At 45.3% G+C, this 26,639-nt stretch carries 25 protein-coding genes; 22 read left to right on the top strand and 3 right to left on the bottom strand.

Features of this window, described 5'->3' with window-relative positions; all coding sequences use genetic code 11:
• The 6 genes from AC58U0_RS22140 (at position 1) to AC58U0_RS22115 (ending at position 8,063) form a co-directional block, all read left to right on the top strand.
• Positions 1–915, top strand: a complete 915-nt coding sequence (locus tag AC58U0_RS22140; protein ID WP_497381134.1) for a DUF2232 domain-containing protein — start codon at positions 1–3, stop codon at positions 913–915.
• Positions 916–933: 18 nt separating this feature from the next.
• Positions 934–2,904 (top strand): DHH family phosphoesterase, encoded by a 1,971-nt coding sequence (locus AC58U0_RS22135; RefSeq protein WP_497381133.1) that lies wholly within the window; start codon positions 934–936, stop codon positions 2,902–2,904.
• On the top strand, positions 2,901–3,350 hold the full coding sequence (gene rplI, locus AC58U0_RS22130; protein ID WP_056838752.1) for a 50S ribosomal protein L9: 450 nt from the start codon (positions 2,901–2,903) through the stop codon (positions 3,348–3,350). Before AC58U0_RS22135 ends, rplI begins: the two co-directional genes overlap by 4 nt.
• 785 nt (positions 3,351–4,135) lie before the next feature.
• Entirely contained in the window at positions 4,136–5,500 is a 1,365-nt protein-coding gene (gene dnaB, locus AC58U0_RS22125; RefSeq protein WP_029196133.1) for a replicative DNA helicase, read from the top strand.
• Between the two features lie 440 nt (positions 5,501–5,940).
• Positions 5,941–7,227: an adenylosuccinate synthase gene (locus AC58U0_RS22120; RefSeq protein WP_029196132.1), complete on the top strand. Its 1,287-nt coding sequence runs from the start codon at positions 5,941–5,943 to the stop codon at positions 7,225–7,227.
• Positions 7,228–7,400: 173 nt separating this feature from the next.
• Positions 7,401–8,063 (top strand): hypothetical protein, encoded by a 663-nt coding sequence (locus AC58U0_RS22115; RefSeq protein WP_497381132.1) that lies wholly within the window; start codon positions 7,401–7,403, stop codon positions 8,061–8,063.
• Positions 8,064–8,084: 21 nt separating this feature from the next.
• Here the strand turns inward: AC58U0_RS22115 and AC58U0_RS22110 are convergent, their stop codons facing one another.
• Entirely contained in the window at positions 8,085–8,345 is a 261-nt protein-coding gene (locus tag AC58U0_RS22110; RefSeq protein WP_497381131.1) for a hypothetical protein, read from the bottom strand.
• 272 nt (positions 8,346–8,617) lie between these two features.
• Between AC58U0_RS22110 and AC58U0_RS22105 the strand changes: the two genes are divergently transcribed.
• The 6 genes from AC58U0_RS22105 (at position 8,618) to AC58U0_RS22080 (ending at position 15,944) form a co-directional block, all read left to right on the top strand.
• On the top strand, positions 8,618–10,162 hold the full coding sequence (locus AC58U0_RS22105) for a peptidoglycan DD-metalloendopeptidase family protein (RefSeq protein ID WP_497381130.1): 1,545 nt from the start codon (positions 8,618–8,620) through the stop codon (positions 10,160–10,162).
• A 212-nt stretch (positions 10,163–10,374) separates the two neighbouring features.
• Positions 10,375–11,094: a response regulator YycF gene (gene yycF, locus AC58U0_RS22100; RefSeq protein WP_029196128.1), complete on the top strand. Its 720-nt coding sequence runs from the start codon at positions 10,375–10,377 to the stop codon at positions 11,092–11,094.
• Between the two features lie 2 nt (positions 11,095–11,096).
• Positions 11,097–12,929 (top strand): cell wall metabolism sensor histidine kinase WalK, encoded by a 1,833-nt coding sequence (walK, locus tag AC58U0_RS22095; RefSeq protein ID WP_497381129.1) that lies wholly within the window; start codon positions 11,097–11,099, stop codon positions 12,927–12,929.
• Positions 12,926–14,215 (top strand): YycH family regulatory protein, encoded by a 1,290-nt coding sequence (locus AC58U0_RS22090; protein ID WP_497381128.1) that lies wholly within the window; start codon positions 12,926–12,928, stop codon positions 14,213–14,215. Before walK ends, AC58U0_RS22090 begins: the two co-directional genes overlap by 4 nt.
• A gap of 35 nt (positions 14,216–14,250) precedes the next feature.
• The gene (yycI, locus tag AC58U0_RS22085; protein WP_497381127.1) at positions 14,251–15,078 is read left to right on the top strand and encodes a two-component system regulatory protein YycI; all 828 of its coding nucleotides are present in this window, start codon (positions 14,251–14,253) and stop codon (positions 15,076–15,078) included.
• 65 nt (positions 15,079–15,143) lie between these two features.
• Entirely contained in the window at positions 15,144–15,944 is an 801-nt protein-coding gene (locus AC58U0_RS22080) for an MBL fold metallo-hydrolase (RefSeq protein WP_497381126.1), read from the top strand.
• Here AC58U0_RS22080 and AC58U0_RS22075 read toward each other — a convergent pair.
• Positions 15,913–16,122 (bottom strand): hypothetical protein, encoded by a 210-nt coding sequence (locus tag AC58U0_RS22075; RefSeq protein WP_029196124.1) that lies wholly within the window; start codon positions 16,120–16,122, stop codon positions 15,913–15,915. The genes AC58U0_RS22080 and AC58U0_RS22075 overlap by 32 nt on opposite strands.
• A gap of 354 nt (positions 16,123–16,476) precedes the next feature.
• Between AC58U0_RS22075 and AC58U0_RS22070 the strand changes: the two genes are divergently transcribed.
• The 6 genes from AC58U0_RS22070 to AC58U0_RS22045 all read left to right on the top strand — a co-directional run bounded on the left by AC58U0_RS22070 (position 16,477) and on the right by AC58U0_RS22045 (position 21,746).
• Positions 16,477–17,700, top strand: coding sequence for a S1C family serine protease (locus AC58U0_RS22070; RefSeq protein WP_497381125.1), 1,224 nt, complete (start codon positions 16,477–16,479; stop codon positions 17,698–17,700).
• 130 nt (positions 17,701–17,830) lie between these two features.
• Positions 17,831–17,998: a CxxH/CxxC protein gene (locus AC58U0_RS22065; protein WP_063860151.1), complete on the top strand. Its 168-nt coding sequence runs from the start codon at positions 17,831–17,833 to the stop codon at positions 17,996–17,998.
• 262 nt (positions 17,999–18,260) lie between these two features.
• Positions 18,261–18,740: a 23S rRNA (pseudouridine(1915)-N(3))-methyltransferase RlmH gene (rlmH, locus tag AC58U0_RS22060; RefSeq protein ID WP_057303636.1), complete on the top strand. Its 480-nt coding sequence runs from the start codon at positions 18,261–18,263 to the stop codon at positions 18,738–18,740.
• 54 nt (positions 18,741–18,794) lie between these two features.
• Entirely contained in the window at positions 18,795–19,397 is a 603-nt protein-coding gene (locus AC58U0_RS22055; protein WP_497381124.1) for a class I SAM-dependent methyltransferase, read from the top strand.
• A gap of 136 nt (positions 19,398–19,533) precedes the next feature.
• On the top strand, positions 19,534–19,995 hold the full coding sequence (locus tag AC58U0_RS22050) for a DUF8821 family protein (protein WP_497381123.1): 462 nt from the start codon (positions 19,534–19,536) through the stop codon (positions 19,993–19,995).
• 359 nt (positions 19,996–20,354) lie between these two features.
• A complete protein-coding gene (locus AC58U0_RS22045) occupies positions 20,355–21,746 on the top strand; it encodes an amino acid permease (protein ID WP_497381122.1) in 1,392 nt (463 codons plus the stop codon).
• A gap of 143 nt (positions 21,747–21,889) precedes the next feature.
• Here the strand turns inward: AC58U0_RS22045 and AC58U0_RS22040 are convergent, their stop codons facing one another.
• A complete protein-coding gene (locus tag AC58U0_RS22040) occupies positions 21,890–22,732 on the bottom strand; it encodes a YhfC family intramembrane metalloprotease (protein WP_497381121.1) in 843 nt (280 codons plus the stop codon).
• Positions 22,733–22,949: 217 nt separating this feature from the next.
• On the opposite strand from AC58U0_RS22040, the gene AC58U0_RS22035 reads away from it, so the two are divergent.
• From AC58U0_RS22035 to AC58U0_RS22020, 4 genes are all read left to right on the top strand, one after another.
• The gene (locus tag AC58U0_RS22035; RefSeq protein ID WP_497381120.1) at positions 22,950–23,591 is read left to right on the top strand and encodes a MarC family protein; all 642 of its coding nucleotides are present in this window, start codon (positions 22,950–22,952) and stop codon (positions 23,589–23,591) included.
• 123 nt (positions 23,592–23,714) lie between these two features.
• The gene (locus AC58U0_RS22030; protein WP_497381119.1) at positions 23,715–24,380 is read left to right on the top strand and encodes a TetR/AcrR family transcriptional regulator; all 666 of its coding nucleotides are present in this window, start codon (positions 23,715–23,717) and stop codon (positions 24,378–24,380) included.
• A gap of 110 nt (positions 24,381–24,490) precedes the next feature.
• Positions 24,491–25,168 (top strand): pentapeptide repeat-containing protein, encoded by a 678-nt coding sequence (locus tag AC58U0_RS22025; protein WP_497381118.1) that lies wholly within the window; start codon positions 24,491–24,493, stop codon positions 25,166–25,168.
• A gap of 122 nt (positions 25,169–25,290) precedes the next feature.
• Positions 25,291–26,517, top strand: a complete 1,227-nt coding sequence (locus AC58U0_RS22020) for an MFS transporter (protein ID WP_497381154.1) — start codon at positions 25,291–25,293, stop codon at positions 26,515–26,517.
• The last annotated feature ends 122 nt before the right edge of the window (positions 26,518–26,639 follow it).

Raw genomic sequence — 26,639 nt, 5'->3', positions numbered from 1 at the left:
TTGGGGAAACGAAGTTGGCAAAGCATCATATGGAGCGCAGTGACGATCGTCTCATTGCTATCCCTAATGACGCCTTTTATTATTTTCACATTTAGTTTTCTCATGATTCCAGTTCTAATGTTATATGTAAAATCAAGCACAAGGCGTTTCGTCATTAGCTATGTGCTCAGCTTGCTCGTTGTTTATATTCTTACCCAATGGCAGGGAATATTCCTTATGTCGGTATCCCTGTTCTTCTTACCGCCTGTTCTGGTCATGGGTAACTTATATAAACGTAAAGCAGCGGCAAGATCCGTGTTGACGGCAGGAATTATCACGATTCTGGCAGAGTCTCTGGTGAGTCTTGTTATCGGGTATGCGTTCGGATTTGATCCAGTTGCCAGGTTCAAGCAATTCATGATGGAAAGTATAGCGGCCATGCCACCAGGGATCCGCGATATTTTGCCAAAAGATCAGGATTGGTATGTCAATTTCATCGTGCAAGTGATTCCTTTATATTTAATTTTTGTTGCCCTATTCTACACGTTTGTCTCCCACGGCATTAGCCGCTGGCTGCTCAACAAAACAGGAGAAGGGATTCCAGGACTGCGCCCGATGAGGGAGTGGATGCTGCAGAAATCGCTTGTCTGGATCTATTTAGTTGTATTTGTTTTAGATTTATTTATTAATCCGGCTTCCATTTCGCTGATTTCTACGCTACTAATGAATGCGATGCCGCTGCTTATGCTAGCCTTTGCTATTCAGGCGATTTGTTTTCTATTCTTTGTTGCCCATGTGAACAAGTGGAAGCCAATATTACCCATCGTGGCGATTGTTTTACTTTGCTTCATGCCTCCTTTATTTATCGTATACAGCTTATTAGGGGTATTTGATGTTGCGTTTCCAATCCGAGAACGGTTCAAGAAAAATATATAGGATTAGGAGCTAGTTCGAATGCCGAAGTTCCTTTTAAAGCGGTGGCACGGTCAACATATCGTGTGGATTTTCGTCCTACTTATCATTCTGACAGCCATTATTTATATGTTCAAATGGTGGCTGGGCCTCACAGCCTTTCTGATCTGCGGTGTATTGGCCTACTTTACGCTGCAAGCGGAGACTGCTTTTCGTAGAGAGTTAAATACGTACGTTGGTACGATTACACATCGAGTGAAAAAAGCGGGCAATGAAGTGATGAGCGGCCTTCCCATCGGAATTATTTTATATAATGAAGAGAAGCGCATCGAGTGGCACAACCCTTTTGTGGCAAAAATGCTTGAGAAGGATTCGGTCATTGGCGAGTCGCTATTTGAATTCTTCCCTGATTTGAAAAACAAAAAGGATAAAAGCGACAAAAGTGACAAGCTGGAACTGTCGATTGGGAAGTTTATTTATCAAGTGTGGATTAAGCCTGAGGAGCGGTTGCTTTATTTCCGTGAAATAACGGAGCAAGCGATTTTGGCGAAGAAGTACGAAGATGAGAAAACAGCGATCGGCATCGTAATGATGGATAATCTGGAGGAATCGACACAAGGTCTCGATGATCAGACCCGCAGTATTATGCTGGCTAAGGTGACTGGTGAGATTACCGAATGGGCTCAGAAGTACCAGCTCTATTTGCGCCGGACGTCGTCGGATCGATTCCTTATTCTTATGGATCAGAAGGCTTTGCGCCAACTGGAACAAACGCGTTTTGAAATCCTGGACGAAGTGCGGGATTTAACGATTGAAAATAAGCTTCCATTGACGCTTAGTATTGGGATCGCTTCAGGAGCTGAGCAGCTCATGGAACTTGGCCAAATGGCACAGATGGGACTAGACATGTCACTCGGCCGCGGCGGCGATCAGGTCACGGTCAAAGTCGGGCAGCGACTTTCCTTCTATGGCGGAAGAACGAATGCGGTTGAGAAGCGTACGCGGGTTCGGGCTAGAGTCATTTCTCATGCCTTGCGTGATCTCATGAAGGATAGCGATAAAGTGATCATCATGGGTCATCGGTTTCCTGATATGGACTCCGTTGGCGCAGCGATTGGTGTCTTGAAGGCTGTACAGGTAGTCGGCAAGGAAGGCTATATTGTATTGGAGGGCGTTAATCCCTCGATTCAGAAAGTCATGGAGACGATTGCTGCCGATGAGCGGCTGCATCGTTGGTTCATTACGCCGGAACAGGCGATGCAAATTACGACACAGCGCTCGCTGGCGGTTGTTTTGGACACACATAAGGCGTCCATGGTAGCCGAGCCTAAGCTGCTGCAGCAGACGCACAGGGTCGTAGTTGTCGATCACCATCGACGTAGTGAGGAGTTCATCCATGACGCGACACTCGTCTATATGGAGCCGTATGCGTCCTCAACGTGTGAGCTTGTGACGGAGCTGCTTCAATATATCAATGAAAAGCTAACCATGGAAGTGTTGGAGGCAACGATGCTGCTGGCTGGGATCGTTGTTGATACGAAGAGTTTCAGCCTCCGAACTGGAGCAAGAACCTTCGAAGCGGCATCCTATTTGCGCCGAAATGGTGCTGATTCCGCCTTAATTCAGCGATTGCTGAAGGAAGATCTCGATTCGTATATCGAGAGAGCGGAAGTCATTAAACATACAGAAACGATTTACGAACACATTGCATTGGCAGTTGCTGAGCCAAATCGCAAATATTCTCAGTTGATGATTGCGCAAGTAGCTGATACATTGTTGAATATGACGAATATTATGGCATCCTTTGTCATCGCCGAACGACCGGACGGATTGATCGGGATTAGCGCAAGATCGCTAGGACAGATGAACGTTCAGATCGTGATGGAGCGTCTGGGCGGAGGCGGGCATTTAACGAATGCAGCTACGCAGATAGATGGCACCTTAGAGGAAGCAACGAACCGATTGAAGAAAGTATTAGAGGAAATGCAGGAAGAGGAGGGACTTTTCGAATGAAAGTCATTTTACTAAAAGACGTAAAAGGCCAAGGTAAGAAGGGCGAAGTGAAAGAAGTATCTGAGGGCTACGCACAGAATTTCCTAATCGCGCAGGGACTTGCTGCTCCAGCTACACAAGGAACCGTTAAGGTGCTGGATAATCAGAAAAAAGCCGAGCAGCGCCGCAAGGATCAAGAGAAAGCCGATGCTCAGGCACTCGGTGAGAAGCTTGGTGAAATGACGGTTCAAATCAAGGCGAAAGCCGGTGAAGGCGGACGTCTATTCGGAGCTATACCAAGTAAGCAAATCGCAGAGATTCTAGAAAAGCAGTACAAGATTGTAATCGATAAGCGCAAAATCGTGCTGGAAGATCCAATTCGTACGCTTGGTGTTACGAAGGTTGCTGTGAAACTGCATAGTGAAGTAACAGCTAGCTTGAACGTACACGTGACGGAAGAGAAGTAAGAGGTAGAGTAACAGAACGTAGGTAGCGTGTTCTGGAGCAAGAGAAACAGCGTTATTGAGAAAGAACATGGATGAAGGTAAGAGTCCCTTGGAGGGGCTCTTATCTATTGTGAGGTAATACCGCGGTTGTAGAGTCTACGATCCCGGTATTTCACGCGGTTTGCTTTAAAGGACTTTATTAGATGGATGTAGAGATGTTTAAGAGATTTGTGAGCGTAAAGAGTTAAGAGATTGAGAGTAAGAGTAAAGAGTAAGCCTCCAAACCTTCTAAATTGTTTGATTGTGCTGGAAATGATAGGTTGACTAACTGTAAGTATTTCTGCATCAACATAAATGCCCACTTTGGCAGCGAAGATGTAAAAGGTGCAGTAAATTCAGTCTATACCAGTATTTCTCAGGCGATTTGATGCAGAACGTGCAGCTAATTGTTCAAACATGAAACCAATTCAGTCCGAATTGTGGATATTTGATGCACTAAATACATCATTTCTGCTCAAAATGCGAATTTAGCGGGGATTTGCTGCACTTTTTGCATATAGTTACTTTTAGCTCAAAGAGTTGTAGCAGAATGCTGTATGATGTATGACCAGTCCAATGTATAGAGTACTTGCTCTGGAGTAGCAGCCCTATGACCTTGCGAAGGAACTTAGCAATCGGTGAGGTTATGAAAGAGTAGCAGTCTAAGTAGAAGACTAAGATGAACCATGGATGTTACAGAACGATTGGAAAGCTTCTCATCCAAGACTAGTAAACTAACTAACGAAAAGAAAGGCGGGTACAGCAGCATGAGCGGAGATAATATGTTTATGGATCGTGTACCCCCACAAAATATAGAAGCCGAGCAAGCCGTACTCGGTGCTATTTTGATTCACGGCGAAGCCTTGATTACCGCCATGGAGCGGATATCAAGCGACGACTTCTATCGTGGTACACATCAACGCATCTTCGAGGCGATCGTAGAACTCGCAGAAGAGCAGGAGCCTGTTGACCTGATCACGCTTACGTCGCGCCTACAGAACAAGCAGCAGCTTGAAGAGATCGGCGGCGTGACGTATCTTTCTGAGTTGGCTAATGCGGTGCCAACAGCAGCAAACATTGACTACTACGCGGCTATCGTCGAGGAGAAGTCGATGTTACGCCGTCTTATCCGCACGGCGACCCAGATCGTCTCCAATGGCTATGCCAATGAGGACGATGTTGGGTCGATGCTCAGCGAAGCGGAGGCGAAGATCCTTGAGATCTCGCAGCGCCGCAGCTCCAGCGGCTTCGTGGTTATTCGCGATGTGCTCATGGAAGTATTCGAGAAAGTGGAGCAGCTTTACTCGAATAAGGGAGGGTCAACGGGAATCCCTTCGGGCTTCATTGACCTCGACAAGATGACGTCCGGCTTCCAGCGCTCGGACCTTGTCATCTTGGCCGCCCGTCCTTCGGTCGGTAAGACCGCGTTCGCGCTGAACGTTGCGCAGAACGTGGGCGTGCGGGCCAAGGAAACCGTCGCCATCTTCTCCCTGGAGATGGGCGCGGCGCAGCTCGTACAGCGTATGATCTGCGCGGAAGCGAACGTCGACGCGAACCGCATGCGGACGGGTTATCTCGAGGGCGACGACTGGGAGAAGCTGACGATGGCGATTGGCGCCTTGTCCGAAGCGAACATCTACATCGATGATTCACCATCGATTACGGTCGCGGACATCCGCGCGAAGTGCCGTCGTCTGCAGCAGGAGAAGGGGCTCGGCATGATCCTCATCGACTACCTGCAGCTGATTGCCGGCCGAGGCAAAGGCGATAACCGTCAGCAGGAGGTCTCTGAGATCTCCCGTACGCTGAAGCAAATTGCGCGTGAGCTCAACGTTCCGGTCATCGCGCTCTCGCAGCTGAGCCGGGGTGTTGAGCAGCGGCAGGACAAGCGACCGATGATGTCTGACCTTAGGGAATCGGGATCCATCGAGCAAGATGCCGACATCGTAGCGTTCCTTTACCGGGACGATTACTACGATAAGGAATCCGAGAAGAAGAACATTATCGAGATTATTATTGCTAAGCAGCGGAACGGTCCTGTAGGAACCGTAGAGCTGGCATTCTTGAAGCAATTTAATAAGTTCGTGAATATGGATCGAAGTCACCAGGAAGCAGCAGCCGCGCAGTATTGACGGCTGCTTTTTTTTATTTTCGCAAAGCTAACCTATTAGTTTGCACAATATCCGAACGATTATACAGGCACCTGTGTAATTGTTCGTTTTTAATTGACTTTGCTCAGGGGGACTGCTACACTAGAGACGGTGAAAAAACCTTGGTCGAATGCCTGCTTATCGTAAGGCAACTTCGAAATAAGGTCGTTTTTCATGCCGTAAGGTAGGTTCACTTCCTGCAGATGACTGCCGAAGAAACCTGGATGTTCCTTTGCGGTGAGTAAGCCCTCTGAACCGGTTCACTAAGTGTGTAACGGTATAGAGGTATTTGCATCGCCAGAGGGAAAGTACGATGGACGCTAGACGCTTTAGCGCTTTAATGAAGTCCAACTTCTCTCTGTGGTACTAAAGCCATAACGGCTCATTATGGGTGATTCGTCACCGTACGGAGGTAAGTGCATATGTCAACGGTTGTTGTTGTCGGTACGCAATGGGGAGATGAAGGGAAAGGGAAAATCACGGATTTCTTAGCGGAATCTGCTGAGGTCGTTGCTCGTTATCAAGGTGGTAACAATGCCGGCCATACGATCATTATTAGCGGGAAGAAATATAAGCTAACGATGATTCCTTCAGGTATTTTTTACAAAGATAAAGCTTGTGTAATCGGGAATGGCATGGTTATTAACCCGGCTGCGCTCATTGAAGAAATTAACTACATTCATGATAATGGTTTTACGACGACGAACCTCAACATCAGTGACCGCGCGCATGTCATTATGCCGTATCATTTGCTGATGGATGGTCTGGAAGAAGATCGCAAAGGTGATAGCAAAATTGGCACGACCCGCAAAGGGATCGGACCTTGTTATATGGATAAAGCAGCTCGTAACGGTATTCGTATCGCTGACTTGATGGATGCGGAAGAGTTCGAATTGAAGCTTAGACGAATCGTTGCAGAGAAAAATGTTGTGATTGAACAAGTTTATGGTTCACAGGGGCTTGATGTAGAGCCGATTCTTAAAGAGTACCTCGCATACGCAGAAGTCATTCGTCCATATGTAACGGATACGTCTGTTGTATTGAACCAATACATTGATCAAGGACGCAGAGTACTATTCGAAGGTGCACAAGGTGTTATGTTGGATATCGACCAAGGTACATACCCGTATGTTACCTCCTCGAACCCAACTGCAGGCGGTGTATGTATCGGTTCCGGCGTAGGCCCAACGAAGATCCACAACATCATTGGTGTGGCGAAAGCTTACACGACGCGTGTTGGTGATGGTCCGTTCCCTACGGAGTTGGACAATGAAATTGGTGCTTGGATTCGTGAAAAAGGCTTTGAATACGGTACGGTAACGGGTCGTCCACGTCGTGTTGGTTGGTTCGACAGCGTTGTTGTACGTCACGCAAGACGCGTTAGCGGAATTACAGGCTTGTCCCTTAACTCCATAGACGTTCTGACAGGACTTGAAACGGTGAAAATTTGCACAGGCTACATGTACCGCGGCGAGTTAATTGAGCACTACCCAGCTAGCCTGAAAGCTATCTCCGAGTGTGAAGCAGTATACGAGGAGCTTCCAGGTTGGACAGAAGACGTATCTGGCGCACGTACGCTGAGCGATCTGCCTGAGAATGCCAGACATTATGTGGAGCGTGTTTCCCAGCTGACAGGTATTCCAATCGCGATCTTCTCTGTAGGTCGTAATCGCGAACAAACGAACCTGGTTCGTCCAATCTACGCATAATCAAAAAAGAAATGAAGCGTAATGTTCGCTTCTTCCTGAATAACTTTAAGAAATCCTTTGGGCTGTTTTGCAGCTTAGAGGATTTCTTTTTTATCAAAAAGGGATTTAATGGAGATGATTTCGTCAATACTGGAAGGGAGGAACATGATTATGCGCCAGGAGTGATAGCGAGAATGAAATTAATAGCATGGTTAAGTAAAATCGTCATTGGAACAGTCCTAATTACATCGATAACGATGTTTACGACATGGTATGTTGTAAATATGTACGTGGAGGATATATTTCGACAATATCAGATCCCAGCTTTGGGTAAAAAGGTTCAATTTAACGAATTTGCTGCAAGATTGGCGGGGGAGCTGAATATAGTTATGCGTAGAGACGGGGGGAAGCAAGCTGCCCCAGCTGAAAGCCCTGCACCTACGAAGCCTGTTCCTAGTCTCAACCCGTCTGGAAGCCTATCTAGCCCTAGTCCAAACGATCAACTTCCCACAAGTGGAGTTAGTTCAATGGGCGGCGGAGATGCTTCCCAAGGAGCCAAGGATGATGCCATAGCCGTTATGGGAAGAGCGCGAAGTGAAGCGAACGAGCAGAAAAAGGAACTCGTCATGTCGACGGAGGATTTTGCCAAAAAGAAAGAAGCACTGTCCAGCGACGATAAGATGAAAATATTTTCTTTAGTTGTTGCCAAGCTGCCGCAAAGTGACGTGCAGAATCTATCCGTTTTGCTCGAAGATGGGATTACCACAGAGGAGTTGAAGCAAGTCAATGACACGCTTAAAAAGTACTTAAGTGAGAAGGAATTGAAGCAGCTTACAGATATCCTTAGCAAGTATTAATCCTTTCCTTACTTGGATGTATTAATGGAGCTGCCCGCCGTATTTGATAATCGTATCCTCAGCTTGGCGATAGCGTGACTTCTCAACACTTACCATGAGTGCAAAGGAGGGCTCAGCAGCAAAGCTGTCTACGGATTGAATGAAGCTGTCCGCTTGTTGATCAGAACTAGGTAATATGCCATTATCGAATTTGAGATCTATTACACCTTGCAGTTTAAGTACTTCAGCCGCTTGTTCCAAATTTTGTCTATTTAGGAATGTGGCTGCCAAATTAATTTCCATCGTTGATATCCCCTTTCAATTTTTCATGCAAATTCGTCAATCCTTGTAGTTGTGCGCATAATCTCTTGGATTTCCATACAAAAAAATGAATGTTTAGCGCCTTCTTTTGGTGATGGACACGAATCTATCACATGGATATCGAGTATTTTGTTGAAATAGGCAGAGAAAGTGTGTTAAATTTAACAAAAGGAAGACATCCTTTATGGATATTATGTCTAATCAAGGTTTATTTATGTATCTACGGATGCAAAACCGTTCAAAGGGAGAAGATCATGACAGGTTTCAGGGGAATGCGCTTTGTCATGGATCTCATCAAGAGATTCACGCCTAAGCGAGAAAGCTTGACCGGAAATGAATCAATATCAGACAAGCAGCTGGAAGAATCAACGACAACAACGACACTAACGGTAATGAAACGACATAAATGGTCCCTTGCTCTGGGAGTTAGTGCAATTGCTCTAACTGGGATAATTACGTTTACTGGACATCAATATGTAGAAGCGGGCATGGTGAATGTGTATCATGTGAAGCTGGATGGCCAAGAAATAGGTATTGTAAGTGACAATAAGATTATTGATGAATATAAGCAAAGAAAACCGCAAGAGGTTCAACAAAAATTCCCAGATGTGCATGTCGTGCTGAAAACTAACGGAGTTACCTATGAGTCTGAAAAGGCTTTCAACGTAAAATCCGATGATTCAGCTGTTTTGGCAACACTTGATAAGCTGCTTGTGCCGCAACCGGTCGGCATTGAATTGAAGGTAGATGGGAAAACCATCGCCATTGTGAAGGATCAGCAGACGGCTGATCGTATTCTTGAACAGGTAAGTGCACCCTTCGCGCCTAAAGCCAAGGAAACCGCTAAGGTAGCTGCGCTATCAACAGAGTTGGGTGAGGATATCACAACAGCACCATCGGAACTCGAGAAAGTAGAGTTTATTCAGCAAGTCGATACTAAGGAAGTTCCTATCGAACCAAATGATTTGGCTAAACCGGAGGATGTTGTTAAGAAGCTCAAGACCGGTGATGTACAGCCTGCCAAGTATACAGTTGTCGAAGGAGATTGTGTCTCCTGTATCGCGAAGAAATTAGGGATTACGAAGCAATTCATTTATGATAAGAACCCCGGCCTTCAAGATGATAAGCTGAAAATTGGCAACCAACTTGATGTAACGGTGCTCAAACCTACGCTCTCTGTTAAGACAACAGAACGGGTTGTACAGAATCAGGAGATTCAATACGACACTGAGTATGTGAAAGATGATTCACTTCGTGTAGGTGTAGTTCAACCGATAACGGCCGGAAAGAATGGGCTGAAGAAGGTTACGATTCAAGTGACGAAGGTCGACGGTTTAATGACCGAAGAGAAGCTTGTGAATGAAGAGATCATTGATAAACCTGTTATGGCTAAGGTGAAAAAAGGAACGAAAGTGGTTCAAGGTGAAGGCTCAGGGAAGTTCGCGTGGCCTGTCATTTCCCCAAGTATTTCAAGTACGTTCGGCGTGCGTTGGGGCAAGCTTCACAAAGGGATTGATATCACAGGCAACAAGAATATCATGACGGCCGATAACGGCAAAGTCACGGAAACCGGTTATAAATCCGATTACGGCAATTATATTATTATTAATCATTTGAACGGTTACGAGACGCTATATGGCCATTTGAGTAAAATTACTACCACCGAAGGTACAATCGTCGAAAAAGGCGATAAAATCGGTATTATGGGAAGTACAGGCGACTCCACGGGTGTTCATTTACATTTTGAGATTCACAAAAGTGGTAGTTTAGAAAATCCTTTAAAGTATTTAAACCGCTAATTATAGATAGAGGCAAGGCCAAACCGGACAACTCGGGGGGGCCTTGTCTCTTTTTTCCACAATAGAAAGAATAAGTTTTGATTTGCCACAGGTAGAGGGCTTCTTACTTGAATGTATGATAAAATAGAGGGTAGTATGCTGGAAATAGACTGACTTTACATGCTCGTCCCTATAGGACGAAGTCATTTATCCTTGAGTAGGCGGTGGTAGGTTTGTTTGGTAAAATTCTCGTGGTGGATGACGAACAACCGATTGCAGATATTTTGAAATTTAATTTGGAAAAAGAGGGCTACCAGGTCATCTGTGCTTATGACGGCGGAAGTGCTGTAGAGCTTGCTTTCTCTGAGCAGCCGGATCTGATATTGCTGGATCTCATGCTGCCTGTGAAGGATGGGATGGATGTGTGCCGAGAGGTTCGCTCGAAGCTGAATACTCCTATCATTATGCTCACAGCCAAAGATACAGAACTGGATAAAGTGCTTGGCCTAGAGATGGGTGCTGACGACTATGTGACCAAGCCTTTCGGCACTAGGGAGCTGCTTGCAAGGGTGAAGGCGCATCTGCGCAGACAGACGAAAGCGCAGTCGGCTCCAAGCGAGTCTGACACGCAGCGGAATGGGATGCGTATTCATGCCCTGTTTATCGATAACGACATGTACATGGTGTATAAAGATGGCACACCGCTCGATTTGACGCATCGGGAGTTCGAGCTTATTCAGTATTTGGCCAAAAACTCAGGCAAAGTCATGACACGCGAGCACCTGCTGCAGGCGGTGTGGGGCTTTGAATATTTCGGCGACGTACGAACTGTCGATGTAACGATTCGGCGCTTACGCGAGAAGCTGGAGACGGACCCGAGCCGTCCGGAGTATATTATGACGCGCAGGGGCCTCGGCTACTTAATGCGCAGTCCTAAGGCCGGAGGCTTCTGAGCATGAAGGGCATCCGCTTCTTCCAATCGATTCAAGCGAAGCTGATTATTATTTATGTCTTACTCATTCTGATCGCGATGCAGCTCATTGGCGTATATTTCTATAAGACGGTAGAGACGTATTTCAAAAATGACTTTTTGGCTTCACGCAATAGTCAGGTGACGCTGCTAGCCGGCTTTGTGGGGTCATACCTCACAGGGGATCAGGACAGCAAGAACGCTGCTGAAGGCAAGAAGACGTATGCGGATTTGAACGAATTCGTCAGCAATTTATTTTCCATTAATAATGCGGAAATTCAAATTATAGATGCGAACGGTAACGTCATTAGCACATCGGTTCCTAATCATTTGAAACAGAAGAACACGCAGCCGGAAGTTATCAGGGCGCTCCAGGGGATTAAGGATAACCAACGGATCTTCACGGATGAGGATGGTTATCGGAAGGTTATTATCGCCAAGCCGGTAGGCAGCGGTGCCCGTGTACTGGGTGCGGTATACATTATTGCTTCGATGGAAGATGTCTATAAAACGATTCGATCGATTAATCGCATCCTTATTTCGGGAACATTGATCGCTCTAGGGCTAACCGCTATTCTTGGTGTTCTTCTTACAAGTACGATTACGAATCCGATCAAAGAGATTACGAAGCAGGCGACGGCTGTCGCAGAGGGTAACTTTGACCAACAGGTTATTATTCAAGGGACCGATGAGATTGGACAGCTAGGTCAAACGTTTAATTTTATGATGAATAGGCTTAAAGAAGCGCTCTCGCTGAATGAAGAAGAGAAGGAGAAGCTCGCCTCGATCTTAACGAATATGAATGACGGGATCATTGCCACTGACGATAGAGGGCATGTCATCGTGCTTAACCGCAGGGCGAAGCAGATTCTACAGACGGAAGAGGAGACGACGCTCGGTCTGGACATATCCGAGGTGCTCGGTATTCCGATGGATACGATTCGCGGTTTCCTCCAAGGACAGGTTAGTACAACGCTGCTGGATATTCATCTCCCCGATGACGATGAGCAGCTGTCTGTACGTATTACGTTCACGCCGATTCATCGCCGAGGTGAAGGGCAGAACGGCATTATTGCGGTGCTGCAGGACGTAACGGATCAGGAGAAGCTGGAGCAGGCGAGGCGCGAGTTCGTAGCGAACGTGTCGCATGAGCTGCGCACGCCGCTGACGACGATCAAGAGCTATCTGGAGGCGCTCGATGATGGCGCGATCGAGGAGCCGCAGCTGGCTTCACGCTTCATTAGCGTTACGCGCAGCGAGACAGAGCGGATGATCCGCTTAGTGACGGATCTCTTGCATTTATCGAGGCTTGATTCCAAGCAATCGATGATGAGTAAATCATCGACGCTTGTGAGCGAGATGCTGGAGGAGGTAGCCGACCGCTTCTCTTTCCAGCTGCAGCAGCGTAAGATTCAAATTCTAATTCATGTGGAGCAGGGCGTGACCCGCTTACTACTCGATCGGGATAAAATTGATCAAGTGCTCGACAATCTCGTGTCGAATGCGATTAAGTATACGGGTGATGAAGGGGCAATTCGGCTGGAAGCGAGAAAGATCGAGAAGGATGTATTGGAAATTTCGGTTCAGGATAACGGAATTGGCATCCCGAAGAAAGATCTGTCCCGCATTTTTGACCGATTCTACCGTGTGGACAAGGCGCGTTCCCGCAATATGGGCGGTACAGGACTCGGTTTATCTATTGCCCGGGAAATAGTAAAAGCACATGGCGGCTCGATCAGTTTGGAGTCGGAACTAGGACAAGGAACTCGTGTTGTATTCACACTGCCGATTCAGCAAGAGGAGGAAGATGAGCTATGATCGAGAGTCTGAAATCCATCCTTCTTGTTGTTCTGATTGGGACGAGCTTGTACCAAAGCTTCTATCTAGCTTCGTACACACCGCCGAAGATCGAACCTATTCAACAAAGTAATTATGTTCAGACGGAAACATTAGGTAAGCAATTGGAGCTTCATGACATGCTGTTTCCTGATCAAATCATCGTTCACTTAGGCAATCAGCAGCACTCTGTTCTATATCCTAATAATTACTACTACACAAGACTGCTCGATAATATTAAGCAGCGAAGCTTTAAAGGCTTTCGCAAAACGTCGATGTATTTGGTTAATGTAAACTGGGAAGAAGTTCGAACGAAACAGCAAGGGGTTGAGATTCGATTCCGAGACGGCATCCCTTTCACGATTCTTCAGCAGCTGCTTCGTATTGAAGGCGAAATGCCGGTTGATAATGATAAAATCACGCGGATTTGGATTTACTCCAAGGGCAATAACGAGGATGTTCGTGCCTTCTTCTTTACGGATTCCCCGGGTGTTGGATACGAAGTCATCGGGGCCGATTTTACAAGTAAAGATGTGGAGAATTTCGCGGCATTTGGTGATCCGACGAATCTTTACAAATCGACAAACAGCGGGGACTACTATCTCCCAATAAAGCCGCTTCGACTGCCGAACTATATATTTAATTATAGCTTGTTGACGGCAGACCAACTGAAACAAAGCCTGTTCGTTGATCCGGGTATTACCCGATATCTCAAAGAACGCGACGGTTCTGAAATTTATACGGACAGCAAGCGCGGTTTTCAGCTAAATCGAGATTTGCGGTGGGTTACGTATTCGGATCCTGTTGCACCCGTAGAAAGTAAAACAGAGGTATTAGATGACTTGCAGGCGGGTATCAAATTTATTAATCAGCATATCGGCTGGGATGGGAAATATATCGTTTCTCGCACGCCGCAGAAGCAGTCAATCGATAATCACTCGTTCACCTTCCGACAGTACTATGAATCCTTGCCGATTATTACGCCGCAGGCTGAGGGTTATGGCTCCATGAAAATGCAAGTTCAGAAGGGGATTATATCCGGATTCGAGAGGTCGATGATTATTCCAGACCTGAAGACGGTGCAGCGGCGTGATTTCGAAATCATGTCTGGTGACGCTTTGGAAGAAAGGCTGCAGTATTATCAGAAGCGATCCAGTATTGTTTCTATTTTCCCAGCGTATCGTCCGGTAATAACAGATAAGACAGTTGTATTGACGGCAACATGGGCGTTTGAGCTGCGAGATGGCACGTATGATTTTATGGAGTAAGCAGGTTACATTTCTGAGGAAAGGTTGGTGAGATCATGAATTGGAGTCGGGCTAAAACGATTTTGATTTGTTCCTTTTTGATGTTGAATTTGATTCTTGGTTTCCAACTTTGGTCCACCAATCGTTCCAATCAGACAGAAATCGCTTTGGATACGTCAGGTACCGTAGAAGAGCTAAATAACGCGCTCCGAAACAAAAATATACGGCTAATGGATGAGTTGCCGACGGATCAACCGAAGATGAAAGTTATAACGGTGAAGTATGACGATAATATGAAGCCCAGTGAACTGAAGACGCTGAAAACGCCCATTAATATGAGTAATCTGCTTGGTAAAGGGGCTAGCAAAGAAGTTCAAGCTCAGTCTGAAATACCGAATTTTGGCTTATACCAATTAGATTCAGCGATTAGTCGAAAAGGCGTTTATGTGTTCACGCAGCTATATGGCAAGATTCCTCTCTTCGATGTAAGAGTGGAACTGAGTGAGAATAATGGAGAAATTACCAGTTACCGTCAAGTATACGTTGAAGTAGAATCAGGAGTAGAGCAAACAGAGCAAAAGCTGATCCCCGCTCAGTTAGCTGTTCGCAGCTTAGTGGACAATTATTTGAGTGATGGTGCCATTATTACGGAAGTCAGACTGGGGTATCACGGACAGCCGTATAATTCAGAAACACAACCGATGTTTCCGCATTGGCGGATTAGGATCGATAACGGAGATATTTATTATGTGCAAGCTTTCAATGGAGCGGTTGAGTCTCCGCAGAAAGAATCTGAATTGGCTCCATTTGGTACGCAAGCAGATGGTGTGAAAGCAACGGAGAGCTCTGAAAATAGCGGGGACAAGAGCAAGGATAAGAAGTAGGCAAGTGTGATAGTCAACAATGGACGGCTAGATGGATGACATGTAGGCATAGAGGAGTAGGGAAGATGGGTATGAGGTTTACGGTACTGTCGAGCGGTTCGACAGGCAATGCGACGGTGGTTGATAATGGCGAGATTAAGCTGCTGATTGATGTGGGTTTTAGCGCCAAGAAGATGGAACTGTTAATGAAGGAACGTGAGCTCGAGGCGAGCAGTATTGATGCCATTCTGGTCACACATGAGCATTCGGATCATATTAAAGGGTTGGGAGCACTGGCTCGCAAATATGATTTGCCTATCTATGCGAATGAGAAGACTTGGGAAGAGCTGGATCGTCAAATCGGTGTGATCGCGGAAGGCAATAAGAGAGTCATGGAAACCGGAGGTATCGAGGAATTCGGTACGCTCCGTGTTGAATCATTCGGAATCTCGCATGATGCAGCGGAGCCGGTGGGGTACTGCTTTTATGAAGGAGAACAGAAGTTAAGCGTTGTAACGGACTTGGGATATATGAGTGAGAAGGTTAAAGAAAAGATTGTGGATTCAGATAGCTTGGTACTGGAGACGAATCACGATGTGGACATGCTGCGCGTGGGGCACTATCCCTGGAGTATTAAGCGTCGTATTCTTGGGGACAAGGGTCATTTATCCAATGAAGCCGCAGGGGAAGCGCTCTGTGATGTGTTAACGAGCAAGACGAAGTCCGTCTATATGGCGCATTTAAGCCGTGACCATAATTTAATGGATTTGGCCAGGCTAACGGTGAATAACATAGTACAAGAGCGTGCCCCTGAAGCTAAACAGCTGCGGCTGATGGATACATATTTTGACCGCTCTACGAAATGGGATGTATTGGATTCGGAGTAAGCGCGGCGTCGAGCTCTTTGGACTTGAGCTGGATTTCCTGCGCGGTGATGAGGCCCTTATCGATTAGAACTTGAATGAGAGATGAGAGGACGAGGGACTGGTGGTAGTGACTATCTTTGAGGTCAGCGAGCTTGCCAATCATGTTAATTTCATCAAAATGGGAAGGAATACGGTTCATTCTGAGCATTCTCCTTTATTTGTCTGATTTAAAATTTCAGTTAACTCTAGTATTTCGTTAAGAGATTTGGTTTACTATTATTGTAGGCAAGAAGTGAACGAAACATTCCTATTATTTGAAAAATAACCATTTATGGCGAGATCGAAAAAGAATTTAAAGAAGATACAAATAAACAATCCAAGGAAGATCGAAAGAAAAGCAGAAGAAAAAAAACAGTCCAAGATTAGATCGAAAGAAAAGCAAAAGATTAAAATAAACAGTCCAATACAAGATCGAAAAACAACCAAAGAAAAATAAAACAATCCAAGGCGAAAGCGGCATGGCTTAACCCCCATCAGCGAGGAGGGACCCGATATGAGTTTGTTTGATGATGATTTTTATTCCACCAAAAGGTCCAAACAGCGCCAGGATACTTGGCGTCCCAAAGGGACAGGGGCATTCACAAGCTTCGCGGGTCGAAGACGGAATGTGGCCCTCATTGCTGGAGTTGGCGGAGCGTTAGCCATGCTTTTGCTGGTCGGATTAGTAGGCGGCTACGGGAAAAGTGAACCATCTGGGGCTGCGTTAGCGATACCGGCTTCTGCGGCAAAAGCCGAGGCGCATCCGATGAACAGCAACGATTCAGTCGTGGCGGCAACGGAGAAAATAAAGCCTGCTGTGGTCAGCGTTATTTCCTCGAAGAAGGATGATAAAGGACAAGAGACCGGGCTGGGGATTGGCTCGGGTGTTATTTTTGCACGGAATGGTGATAAAGTTCGAATTGTGACGAATAGTCACGTTGTTGAGAACGGGAACCAGTTCGAAATGGTTAATTTCCAAGGCGAGCATCGCAAAGCAACTCTAATCGGCCGTGATCGAATTACGGATCTGGCTGTACTGGAAGCAGATGGAAAAGATATCAAAGTGCTTGCTGAATTCGGCGACTCTGAAACGTTGCGGGCAGGAGAGATGGCGATAGCCGTTGGCAACCCACTTGGACTCGGTTTTTCACCAACCGTTACCCAAGGTATCATTTCTTCGCCAAAACGAACGATACCGGTTTCGCTGTCACGTGAAGGCACGGATTACGACTGGGAGATGGACGTTATCCAAACGGATGCGGCTATCAACCAAGGGAACAGCGGCGGACCGCTGGTGAATATCGAGGGCAAGGTAGTCGGAATCAATTCCATGAAGATATCGGATACGGGCGTGGAAGGCTTAGGTTTTGCCATTCCTATTAATAGTGTGAAGCCGATTATTGAGAGCTTGATCAAGGATCATAAGGTGAAAAGACCGTTGATGGGTGTTTCGACGCAGGAACTGCAAGCTTTTAAAGGGACGGATGTATTAAAGCTGCCTGCAGATGTTAAGACTGGAGTTATCGTCTTCGATGTGTCGGGACCTGCCAAAGAAGCGGGCCTCAAAGCGCAGGATGTCATTGTTCAATTGGATGATCGCAAGATTGACAGTACAATCTCGCTGCGGAAATATTTGTACAATGAGAAGAAAATTGGCGATAAGGTCAACGTGGTGTATTACCGTGGCGGTAAGAAGTTGACGGCGGTGGTTACGTTGGTTGAAGCGATGGATAAGTGATAAAAGATGAGCAATGAGTGATGAATGATAAGTTGATGAGTGATAGTGATAAGTGATAAATGATGAAAGATAATTTTGAAGAGACACAAGATATGCGTGGAAAGAAACATTGCGGATGAGAGGTACTTGCATGCATGTAGTTTGTAAAGATCATGTAGAAATCGCGATTGATGAGTTTGTTGATGAGTATGAGGAGGCTCCAGACATTGTGGATCTGCAGAAGACCCACTTCGCTAGCTGGGAGCCACCGACGCACTGCGAGCATTGCAAGGAGTTAGCGCGATTTCTAGTTGTATGAGGGAGGCGGAGGCCTTCCTTTTTTGTTTGGTTTGGGAGGAAAGTAGAAATACATTGGATGATATCCAATGATGTCTCATGACATCGGCGGTTGGGGTTTATTCCATTGGATTTATACAGTGGAATAGGTGGAAAATAGCCCAGAACAGCTGGTTTCGGAGCATTCTGTTGGATTAACTCCAATGAAAGAGGGCAAACAAGGTGAATGAGCTCGATTTGATTGTATTTTATCCAATTGAGCAAATGAGGGGAGATTGTCGGTTATGCATATACAGATATTAACCGTAGGGAAATTGAAGGAGCGTTATCTCGTGGACGGGATCGCGGAGTATGTGAAGCGCCTTGGGCCGTATGCCAAGGTGCAGATGATAGAGGTGCCGGATGAGAAGGCACCCGAGAACATGAGCCCTGCTGAGGAGCAGCAGGTGCGTGTGAAAGAGGGCGAGCGGCTATTAGCCAAGCTCGCTGCGGACGTGTACGTCGTGGCGCTGGCCATCGACGGCGAGATGTGGACGAGCGAGCAGCTGGCAGGCTCGCTCGACAAGCTGGCCACCTACGGGCGGAGCCAGGTGGCCTTCGTGATCGGCGGCTCGCTGGGGCTATCGAGCGAGCTGCTGCGCCGTGCGGATATGCGGCTGTCTTTTGGCCGCATGACGCTGCCGCACCAGCTGATGCGGCTGGTGCTGGTGGAGCAGATTTATCGCGCGATGCGGATAAATCGGGGAGAACCATATCATAAATAAGACAAGTTTTTTTAGTGTTCAAGTTTTTTATTAAGGCAGATAGGAGAGATACTAATGGGAAATACGGATAAGTTTGAAATGATAGCTAAAATGTATGACACTCCTGAAAGAATCGAAATTGCAAAGGTATCATCAGATGCCATTCGTGAATATTTAGTTGACGCTAAAAATAAGCATGCTATTGATTTTGGTTGTGGAACTGGTCTTGTCGGAATGCACTTGTTAAACGATTTTAATTCTATGCTTTTTCTGGATACATCACCAAACATGATTAATCAAATAAAGCAAAAAATTTCTGATTTTAATATTCAGAATGTAGATACATTGTGCTTTGATTTTGAAAAGGAAGGTCTAGCGGATTTTCATGCTGACTATATTTTTATGGCTCAGGTTTTGCTTCATATTCATGATGTTGAATTCCTTTTATCAAGGTTATTTGATGTTCTGAATGAAGGAGGACATTTACTAATCGTAGATTTTAATAAAAATGAAAAAATAGTTTCAGATATCGTTCATAACGGATTTAATCAAGATGAGCTGACTGACATTATGTCTAAAATAGGGTATAGGGATATTCATTCCAAAACTTTTTATACTGGAAGTAAAATATTCATGGGACATGATGCATCTATGTTTATTCTTGATTCTCAAAAGTAAACTTCTAAGACGGAAATTATCCGATATGAACACTATTTAACAAACAAACAATTTTGCAAGTCAAAATGTTCTCTTGAATCATTTTTGGTATAATATTTGGTAGATAAGAAATAATAAGAGAAAACGAGGGATGGAAATGTCATATATCGTTGATTTCAAAAATGTGTCTACGGTAGGTTTAGAGTCTTCACCTGTAGCAGAAGCGCTTGCTGGTTTACGTGCTAATGAAGCTCGTTATTTTATGAACAAATACGAGCATGAATTTACGGTTGTACCAGCTAGCGAAAGTCAGGAGAACCTTGATTATGTGAACCGAATTTTGAAAGAACGTGATATTGCGTTTGCAGCCAAACCTTTAGAAACGTCGCGTTTTCAAGTGGAAAATATCCAATTTACCTACGTCTTTTATGAGGATGGTCTTGCGATCAATGTCATGTATACGGTTGATGACCCTAAGAAGCGGGCCGTTGGTTTTAAGCTTTCTGAGGGGATGGAGGTACCAGCGGAGTTAGAAGGGAAGTTTAAGTTTGCTAGGCAGAAGTCTAAACTAGCTGGAACAATTCGGGGCTCGTTTTTCGTAATTAAAGGACAATATTAAGTACGACTAGGCGATCAAATATTAAGGGCATCCCAATGGGGTGCTCTTAATTTCGTCTTAGACGGATTGTTTTTTGAAACCGAGTCCCATGTATCTCTCAACCTTACCGGTGTTATGTTTTATTACTTGTTTTACTAATTTAATACAATTGTTTTCATTAGAAAAAAATATTACAATATACTTCGTCAGTGAAGTAATATAGGTTAGACGATAATCTTTCTAGCAGCTAAGAATGTTTATTAAGAAGTATAATGGTGTGGAGAGCGCTTACACATTAACCGGCAGATCTTCATACATTGTGGGCATTTCAGTTTGTCCAAAATAACAGCTAAGAGCAGCAGAGAGAAAGAGGGACTGAAGTGAAAAACAAAGAATTGAAGAGGGGTCTCGAAGCACGTCATATTCAGATGATTGCTTTGGGCGGTACAATCGGTGTTGGGCTATTTATGGGTTCCGCAAGTACCATAAAATGGACGGGTCCATCCGTTATGCTTGCGTATGCAATTGTAGGGATTTTTATATTTTTTATCATGCGTGCAATGGGGGAAATGCAGTACGTAGAACCGAGCACAGGGTCATTTGCGACCTTTGGCTATAAGTACATTCATCCTTTGGCAGGTTATACGACGGCTTGGAGCAACTGGTTCCAGTGGGTCGTTGTCGGGATGGCGGAAATCATTGCTGTTGGGACATACATGAAGTACTGGTTTCCGGATTTACCTGCTTGGATACCAGGTATTATCGCAATGGTGATTCTCGGTGCAGCCAACCTTTTCTCTGTTAAATCATTCGGTGAATTTGAGTTTTGGTTTTCCATGATTAAAGTCGTAACCATCGTTTTGATGATTGTTGCAGGGATTGGTGTGATTTTCTTTGGGATTGGCAACGGAGGCAACGCTATCGGGTTATCTAATCTCTGGCGACATGGGGGCTTTTTTACCGGTGGTTGGTCAGGCTTTTTCTTTGCACTCTCGCTGGTGATTGGGGCTTATCAAGGCGTTGAACTTATCGGGATTACTGCAGGTGAGGCCAAAAACCCACAAAAAACGTTAATGAGTGCGACTCAAAGTATTATTTGGCGTATTTTGATCTTCTATATCGGTGCGATTTTTGTGATTGTAACAGTTTACCCTTGGAATCAATTACAGGCAATCGGCAGCCCATTCGTGGCAACGTTTGCGAAAATTGGGATTACTGCAGCCGCGGGGATCATTAACTTTGTCGTCATCACGTCTGCCATGTCAGGTTGTAATAGTGGGATTTATAGCGCCGGGCGCATGCTTTATACATTAGGAGTAAATGGACAGGCACCGAAAATATTTACGAAGCTATCTCATAACGGCGTGCCCTTGCTGGGAACGATTGGTGTGCTTGTGGGATTGGGCATTGGTGTGATTTTAAGCTATATTTCACCGGAAAATCTGTTTGTCCATGTGTACAGCGCCAGCGTACTTCCCGGTATGGTACCGTGGTTTGTTATTCTGATCAGTCAAATGAAATTCAGAAAAGTAAAGGCAGCTGAATTGGATAATCATCCATTCAAAATGCCTCTCGCCCCAGTGACAAACTATGTAACCATTGCCTTTTTGCTTATGGTATTGGTCGGTATGTGGATTAATGATGATACACGCATCTCCCTTATTAGCGGGATTGTTTTCTTAAGTATTGTTGTGATTAGTTTTTACGTTTTCGGAGTTGGCAAGGCTGTTCCAGTGAGTGCTCAAACTGGTGACGAAATACGAACAGATTGATCAATAAGCGGATGCCCATAGACTGGACACTTAAAAAAAAGTGTTTCGTCTATGGGTCTCTTTTTGTATACGGATGTAAGCAGCGAGTGGATGTCGGACTATCTCACTCCCAAAAAGGTCTCTGGCGTACTTAAGTTGTGCTCTCAACCATACAGTTGTTTATCCGGAGAGTCTCCCTTTCTTATTTCTGAAGAAGGTACCAATTTTGCAAACCATTCCTTTGATTTCACAATCACAATGACAGCACCGAAACCCCATACCCATACTATACATTCGACTACCCACAACGGTAAAACTTTACCTTGATACAAGCCCGCAAAAAAATCGATTAGAGCATGAAGTATAACAGCATAAAGCAAGTACACGGCCTTTCGTGTCCGAATCCCGTACAAAACAGTTAATGAAAGTGCAATTTGGATACATATCGCCGGGATGCGCTCGAACGCGCCCAACCAATATTCACTCTGCGGTGTATGGATCAATCGGTCTTTGAGGCCTTGGAAAAGAGTAATTTGCTCGGATGGTGTTTGGGCGCCAAAAGCTTGCTCGAAGGTTCCGGAGTTAATCATTGTTGCTAATGCGATTCCTAGTATGCCTGTACCTACGCCTATTATCAATACCTCAATACCGCCATGACCTATACCTACAGCAATGCCGTCTTTGCGCTCTTGACGCTTTTTTAATAGAAACGAGAAGCCAAGCCAACGTCCCACGTTTTCAAATATACCCGCGGCTAAACCGCCGTATATGGCTACCATCCACGGATTTTTCAGCCACTCTGCCGTTGTTTGGTTACCTGAAAACATATAGACATGCAGCACTTGCTCTAATAACTGTGAGAAAACGATGAAGATAAGGATTCCTACACCGACTGCACGGTAAGAAATCTTAAGCGTACTGCGGTAATAAATGAGCAGAGAGAAAGAAATTACAATTCCTAGAATAACCTGAATGATCATAGCTGTGATTGAACCTTCACTCACCATTTGGCTTCACTCCTTATTCTTTTTGATCAAAGCAGTTGTTCGTTCATCATCTTGCTGCAGTTCCCAATTTTATGATATTACAATGATATCACATTTGGCAAATTATTCAATTTTATATACTTCCTGTGGCTGAAATAATTCGTCCTCATTAAACCGTTATGGGGGTATAATAGGTAATGCTTGTCTATTCATACATTAACAAGTCAGGAGATACAACATGGATCTTTACACATCATTTTTATTGCTAAGTCTCACTTCATTCTTCACACTTATTAATCCACTTGCCATCATGCCAATCTTTATGTCGATGACAGCCGATCTGGAAGCACAGAAGAAAGTCTATACCGCACGTAAAGCAGTGATTGTTTCATTTTTTACATTGCTTATTTTTTCAACTACGGGCGAATGGGTATTTCACTTTTTTAACATTTCAATTAACAGTTTAAAGATTGTCGGTGGGGTTATCTTTATTTTAATGGGACAGGATATGCTTCAGGCACGACTTGTTCGTACAAAGGTTGATAAAGCGGATGTCGATACATATGTAAATGATATTTCCATAACTCCGTTGGCTATTCCAATGATTTGTGGTCCTGGTGCAATAACGAATGGCATTGTTCTTATGGAATCTACGACAAATTTTATAGAAAAGATTATATTAATCGTTGTCATTGCGGTTGTACTGCTGCTTACATACATTGTTCTTGTTCATTCAACGGCTATTTATCGATGGATTGGGCCAACAGGCAATAATGTGCTAATGCGTTTAATGGGGCTCATTGTTATGGTGATTGCCATTGAGTTTATGGTCAGTGGTATTACGCCGATTATCCGGCAAATTATGAAGATTTCGCCCTAGCAATTGTGATACAAAGCACCCCAAAAAAATCAAATGATTTTTACTTTTTTTTGGGGTTGACATCAAAAGGTTGATCGGATATATTAATTACATACCAACCGAATGTATGAAAGGAAATGGCGAATGGCAAGAAATAAATATCCGGAAGAAACAATTAATCAAATCCTAACCGTGGCTCTTAACCTGTTCATTCAAAAAGGATACGAGCAGACCTCCATCCAGGATATCATCAATGAGCTGGGCGGGCTTACAAAAGGGGCTATTTACCATCACTTCAAGTCGAAGGAGGAGATCTTGCAGGCCGTCATCGAACATATGTTCAAAGGCGTTGACGAGATGTTGTCCGGCGTCCGGGACGACAATGGGCTGAACGGCCTGGAGAAGCTCCGCAAGATTTCCCGCGTCTCTCTCGACAATCCCGCCCAAAACGAAATGGCATCGGCGGCGCCGAACCTCTTACGCAATCCGAAGATTCTGGCGGCACAGATCGAGAACATCATTGAAAAAGCCATACCCGTCTATATCCAGCCCATCATCGAACAGGGTGTGCGAGACGGCTCGATCCAAACCGACTATCCAAGAGAGCTTAGCGAAGTGTTGCTGATTCTCACCAACGTGTGGCTAAACCCGGCGGTTATCCAAGCATCGCCCGAGATGATGTTGCGCAAGGTAAGGTTTTTCCATGAAATATTGAAAGGCCTGGGGCTTGAGCTGTTCGATGAGCAGATGTTTCAACGATACGAGGAACTGTTTCGTTTGTCAGCTAGAGAAGTCAGCACAAATAACTAGACTGCCGAAAGGCAGCTTATTTTTAAACTTATTCATACCATCGGTTGGTATGAATAGGTGTCCGAGTTCAATGTGTGTTAGAAAACTTATTATAAGGAGATGTGAATGTTATGAATCAGAAATTGACAATGACCTCCCGCCGGGTGGAACGGCAAGTAGTGACAAGCTTTAGCGCAAGCAACCTGACGAAAAGCGATTTTGCAGGCGTTACAGCCCATAAAGGACATTTTAATGGCAGCGCGTTGCACGGTTCCGACTTTTCTGGCGCAGATTTGACCGGCAGTACGTTCAAAGGCAGCGATGTACGCGAAGCCAATTTTGACGGAGCGAATCTGACGGACTGCAACCTATCCGTGCTTGACCTGACAAATGCAAGTTTCAATAAGACGATCCTTGTACAGACCAATTTCAGCAAGTCTAAGCTTGACGGAGCCAAATTCAAAGGAGTAAGACTGACCGACGTCACGCTAACGATGATCGATCTTAGAAAAACGATTTTTGAAGGTTGTTTATTTGATGGGGTTGACTTCAAGTACTCCGATCTGAGCGGGAAGCGTTTGGACGGACAGACGTTTATCGGCGTCAAGTTTGAGAAAGCTGCATTAACCGACGTTTCGTTCAAGGGCGCTACATTGAAAAATGTTTCTTTCCAGCCGGGGTTTATGTTGAGTAAAAAGTACTATCGTATGATCAAGACCATCTGCTTTGACGGCGCGACGATGGATAAACTGACCTTTGCTCAGCTCAAAGGCATGGATGCCAATTTGTCAAACGTTACAGTCATTTAAGGGAGCTTGTCGAACATAAGAACGGTTTGACCGTTTCGGATCCTTCTATAGTGAAAGAACAGAAGCGGATTCTTTGATAGAACCGCGGTTAATAAAAGAAAGGTGGAGAAAACATGTTGGCTTTGTTTAAAAATCGCGCCGTAGCATCGATCTTGAGCTCCAATGTACTGCTTCAGCTCGGCATTTGGGTCCGAAATTTTGCCATCCTGCTTTACGTAACCGAAATCACCAATAACGACCCGCTGTACGTATCTCTCATCTCGATAGTCGAATTCGCTCCGATCTTCCTCTTTTCGATCATTGGGGGCACGTTCGCGGACAGATGGCGTCCCAAGCGGACGATGGTCATTTCAGATTTGCTTTCGGCGTTATCCGTCGGTGCCGTGCTGTTGGCGTTCATATGGGGAGACTGGAAGGCGATTTTTTTGGCGACGCTCGTCTCGTCCATCTTGTCGCAGTTTTCGCAGCCGTCGGCCATGAAGCTGTTCAAGCAGCATGTTTCCGAAGAGCAGCTTCAAAGCGTTATGGCGATGTTTCAATCGCTTGTGGCGATCTTTATGGTGCTCGGTCCGATCATCGGAACGTTCGTCTATCAACGCTTCGGCATTGAAATTTCGATCGGAGTCATGGGTGCGATGTTTCTGCTGTCTGCATTGGTGCTTACTTTCCTTCCTAAGGACAAAGAAAAAGAAGCATCGTCCGGCAGTACGCATTTCATGCGCGAGCTGGCGGACGGCTTCCGGTACGTTTGGGCTAGCAAGGTGCTCAAGGCATTGATCGGCACCTTTATCATGGCCGGTCTGGCTTTTGGCTTGACACAGCCGCTAAACATCTTTGTCGCCATCGAAAATTTAGGAAAGTCGAAAGAGTTTCTGCAGTGGATGCTCATGGCGAACGGAGCGGCGATGCTCGTCGGCGGCGGAGCGGTCATGGCGATCGCCAAGAAGGTTTCCCCGCAAAAGCTGCTGGCGATCGGAATGTTCGGCAGCATGATCACTACGATCGGAGTCGGATTGTCGGAAAACGTGATTGTTACAATGGCGCTTATGGTTTTCGGCGGCTTCTTATACCCCTGCATTCAAACCGGTATCAATACGCTCTTTTTGCAGAACACGGAAGAAGCGTTTGTTGGACGCGTAAATGGTGTAATGCTGCCGATGTTTATGGGCTTTATGGTCATCGGATTGTCGCTGTCGGGAATCTTGATGAAAGGGATCTCGCTTCTCGGCGTATTCACGGCAAGCGGAATATTGTTCTTGGCCGGTGCGCTGTTTCTCGTGCCTTTATTTAAACTCGGCCGGAAGGAAACGAAGACCGTAAGAGAAGCTCCAATCAAAGGAGGTTTGTGAAATAGTTAAAGAAGGAAGACGCTATCTAGAACTTAACTTAGATATTACTTTAAGGAAAACGCCACCGGGAGAGAATTTGTACTTTAAAACAATAGGAATGATAAAAAAGTAAAGTGAGGGAT

The sequence above is a fragment of the Paenibacillus sp. J31P190 genome, assembly GCF_059692075.1.
This window is presented reverse-complemented; position numbering and strand designations above follow the sequence as displayed.

What these genes read in the sequence shown, in the direction of transcription:
- AC58U0_RS22135 (WP_497381133.1), top strand. Translation starts at nt 934, where the DNA reads ATGCCGAAGTTCCTTTTAAAGCGGTGGCACGGTCAACATATCGTGTGG.
- rplI (WP_056838752.1), top strand. Translation starts at nt 2,901, where the DNA reads ATGAAAGTCATTTTACTAAAAGACGTAAAAGGCCAAGGTAAGAAGGGC.
- dnaB (WP_029196133.1), top strand. Translation starts at nt 4,136, where the DNA reads ATGAGCGGAGATAATATGTTTATGGATCGTGTACCCCCACAAAATATA.
- AC58U0_RS22120 (WP_029196132.1), top strand. Translation starts at nt 5,941, where the DNA reads ATGTCAACGGTTGTTGTTGTCGGTACGCAATGGGGAGATGAAGGGAAA.
- AC58U0_RS22115 (WP_497381132.1), top strand. Translation starts at nt 7,401, where the DNA reads ATGAAATTAATAGCATGGTTAAGTAAAATCGTCATTGGAACAGTCCTA.
- AC58U0_RS22110 (WP_497381131.1), bottom strand. Translation starts at nt 8,345, where the DNA reads ATGGAAATTAATTTGGCAGCCACATTCCTAAATAGACAAAATTTGGAA.
- AC58U0_RS22105 (WP_497381130.1), top strand. Translation starts at nt 8,618, where the DNA reads ATGACAGGTTTCAGGGGAATGCGCTTTGTCATGGATCTCATCAAGAGA.
- walK (WP_497381129.1), top strand. Translation starts at nt 11,097, where the DNA reads ATGAAGGGCATCCGCTTCTTCCAATCGATTCAAGCGAAGCTGATTATT.
- AC58U0_RS22090 (WP_497381128.1), top strand. Translation starts at nt 12,926, where the DNA reads ATGATCGAGAGTCTGAAATCCATCCTTCTTGTTGTTCTGATTGGGACG.
- yycI (WP_497381127.1), top strand. Translation starts at nt 14,251, where the DNA reads ATGAATTGGAGTCGGGCTAAAACGATTTTGATTTGTTCCTTTTTGATG.
- AC58U0_RS22080 (WP_497381126.1), top strand. Translation starts at nt 15,144, where the DNA reads ATGGGTATGAGGTTTACGGTACTGTCGAGCGGTTCGACAGGCAATGCG.
- AC58U0_RS22075 (WP_029196124.1), bottom strand. Translation starts at nt 16,122, where the DNA reads ATGAACCGTATTCCTTCCCATTTTGATGAAATTAACATGATTGGCAAG.
- AC58U0_RS22070 (WP_497381125.1), top strand. Translation starts at nt 16,477, where the DNA reads ATGAGTTTGTTTGATGATGATTTTTATTCCACCAAAAGGTCCAAACAG.
- AC58U0_RS22065 (WP_063860151.1), top strand. Translation starts at nt 17,831, where the DNA reads ATGCATGTAGTTTGTAAAGATCATGTAGAAATCGCGATTGATGAGTTT.
- rlmH (WP_057303636.1), top strand. Translation starts at nt 18,261, where the DNA reads ATGCATATACAGATATTAACCGTAGGGAAATTGAAGGAGCGTTATCTC.
- AC58U0_RS22055 (WP_497381124.1), top strand. Translation starts at nt 18,795, where the DNA reads ATGGGAAATACGGATAAGTTTGAAATGATAGCTAAAATGTATGACACT.
- AC58U0_RS22050 (WP_497381123.1), top strand. Translation starts at nt 19,534, where the DNA reads ATGTCATATATCGTTGATTTCAAAAATGTGTCTACGGTAGGTTTAGAG.
- AC58U0_RS22040 (WP_497381121.1), bottom strand. Translation starts at nt 22,732, where the DNA reads ATGGTGAGTGAAGGTTCAATCACAGCTATGATCATTCAGGTTATTCTA.
- AC58U0_RS22035 (WP_497381120.1), top strand. Translation starts at nt 22,950, where the DNA reads ATGGATCTTTACACATCATTTTTATTGCTAAGTCTCACTTCATTCTTC.
- AC58U0_RS22030 (WP_497381119.1), top strand. Translation starts at nt 23,715, where the DNA reads ATGGCAAGAAATAAATATCCGGAAGAAACAATTAATCAAATCCTAACC.
- AC58U0_RS22025 (WP_497381118.1), top strand. Translation starts at nt 24,491, where the DNA reads ATGAATCAGAAATTGACAATGACCTCCCGCCGGGTGGAACGGCAAGTA.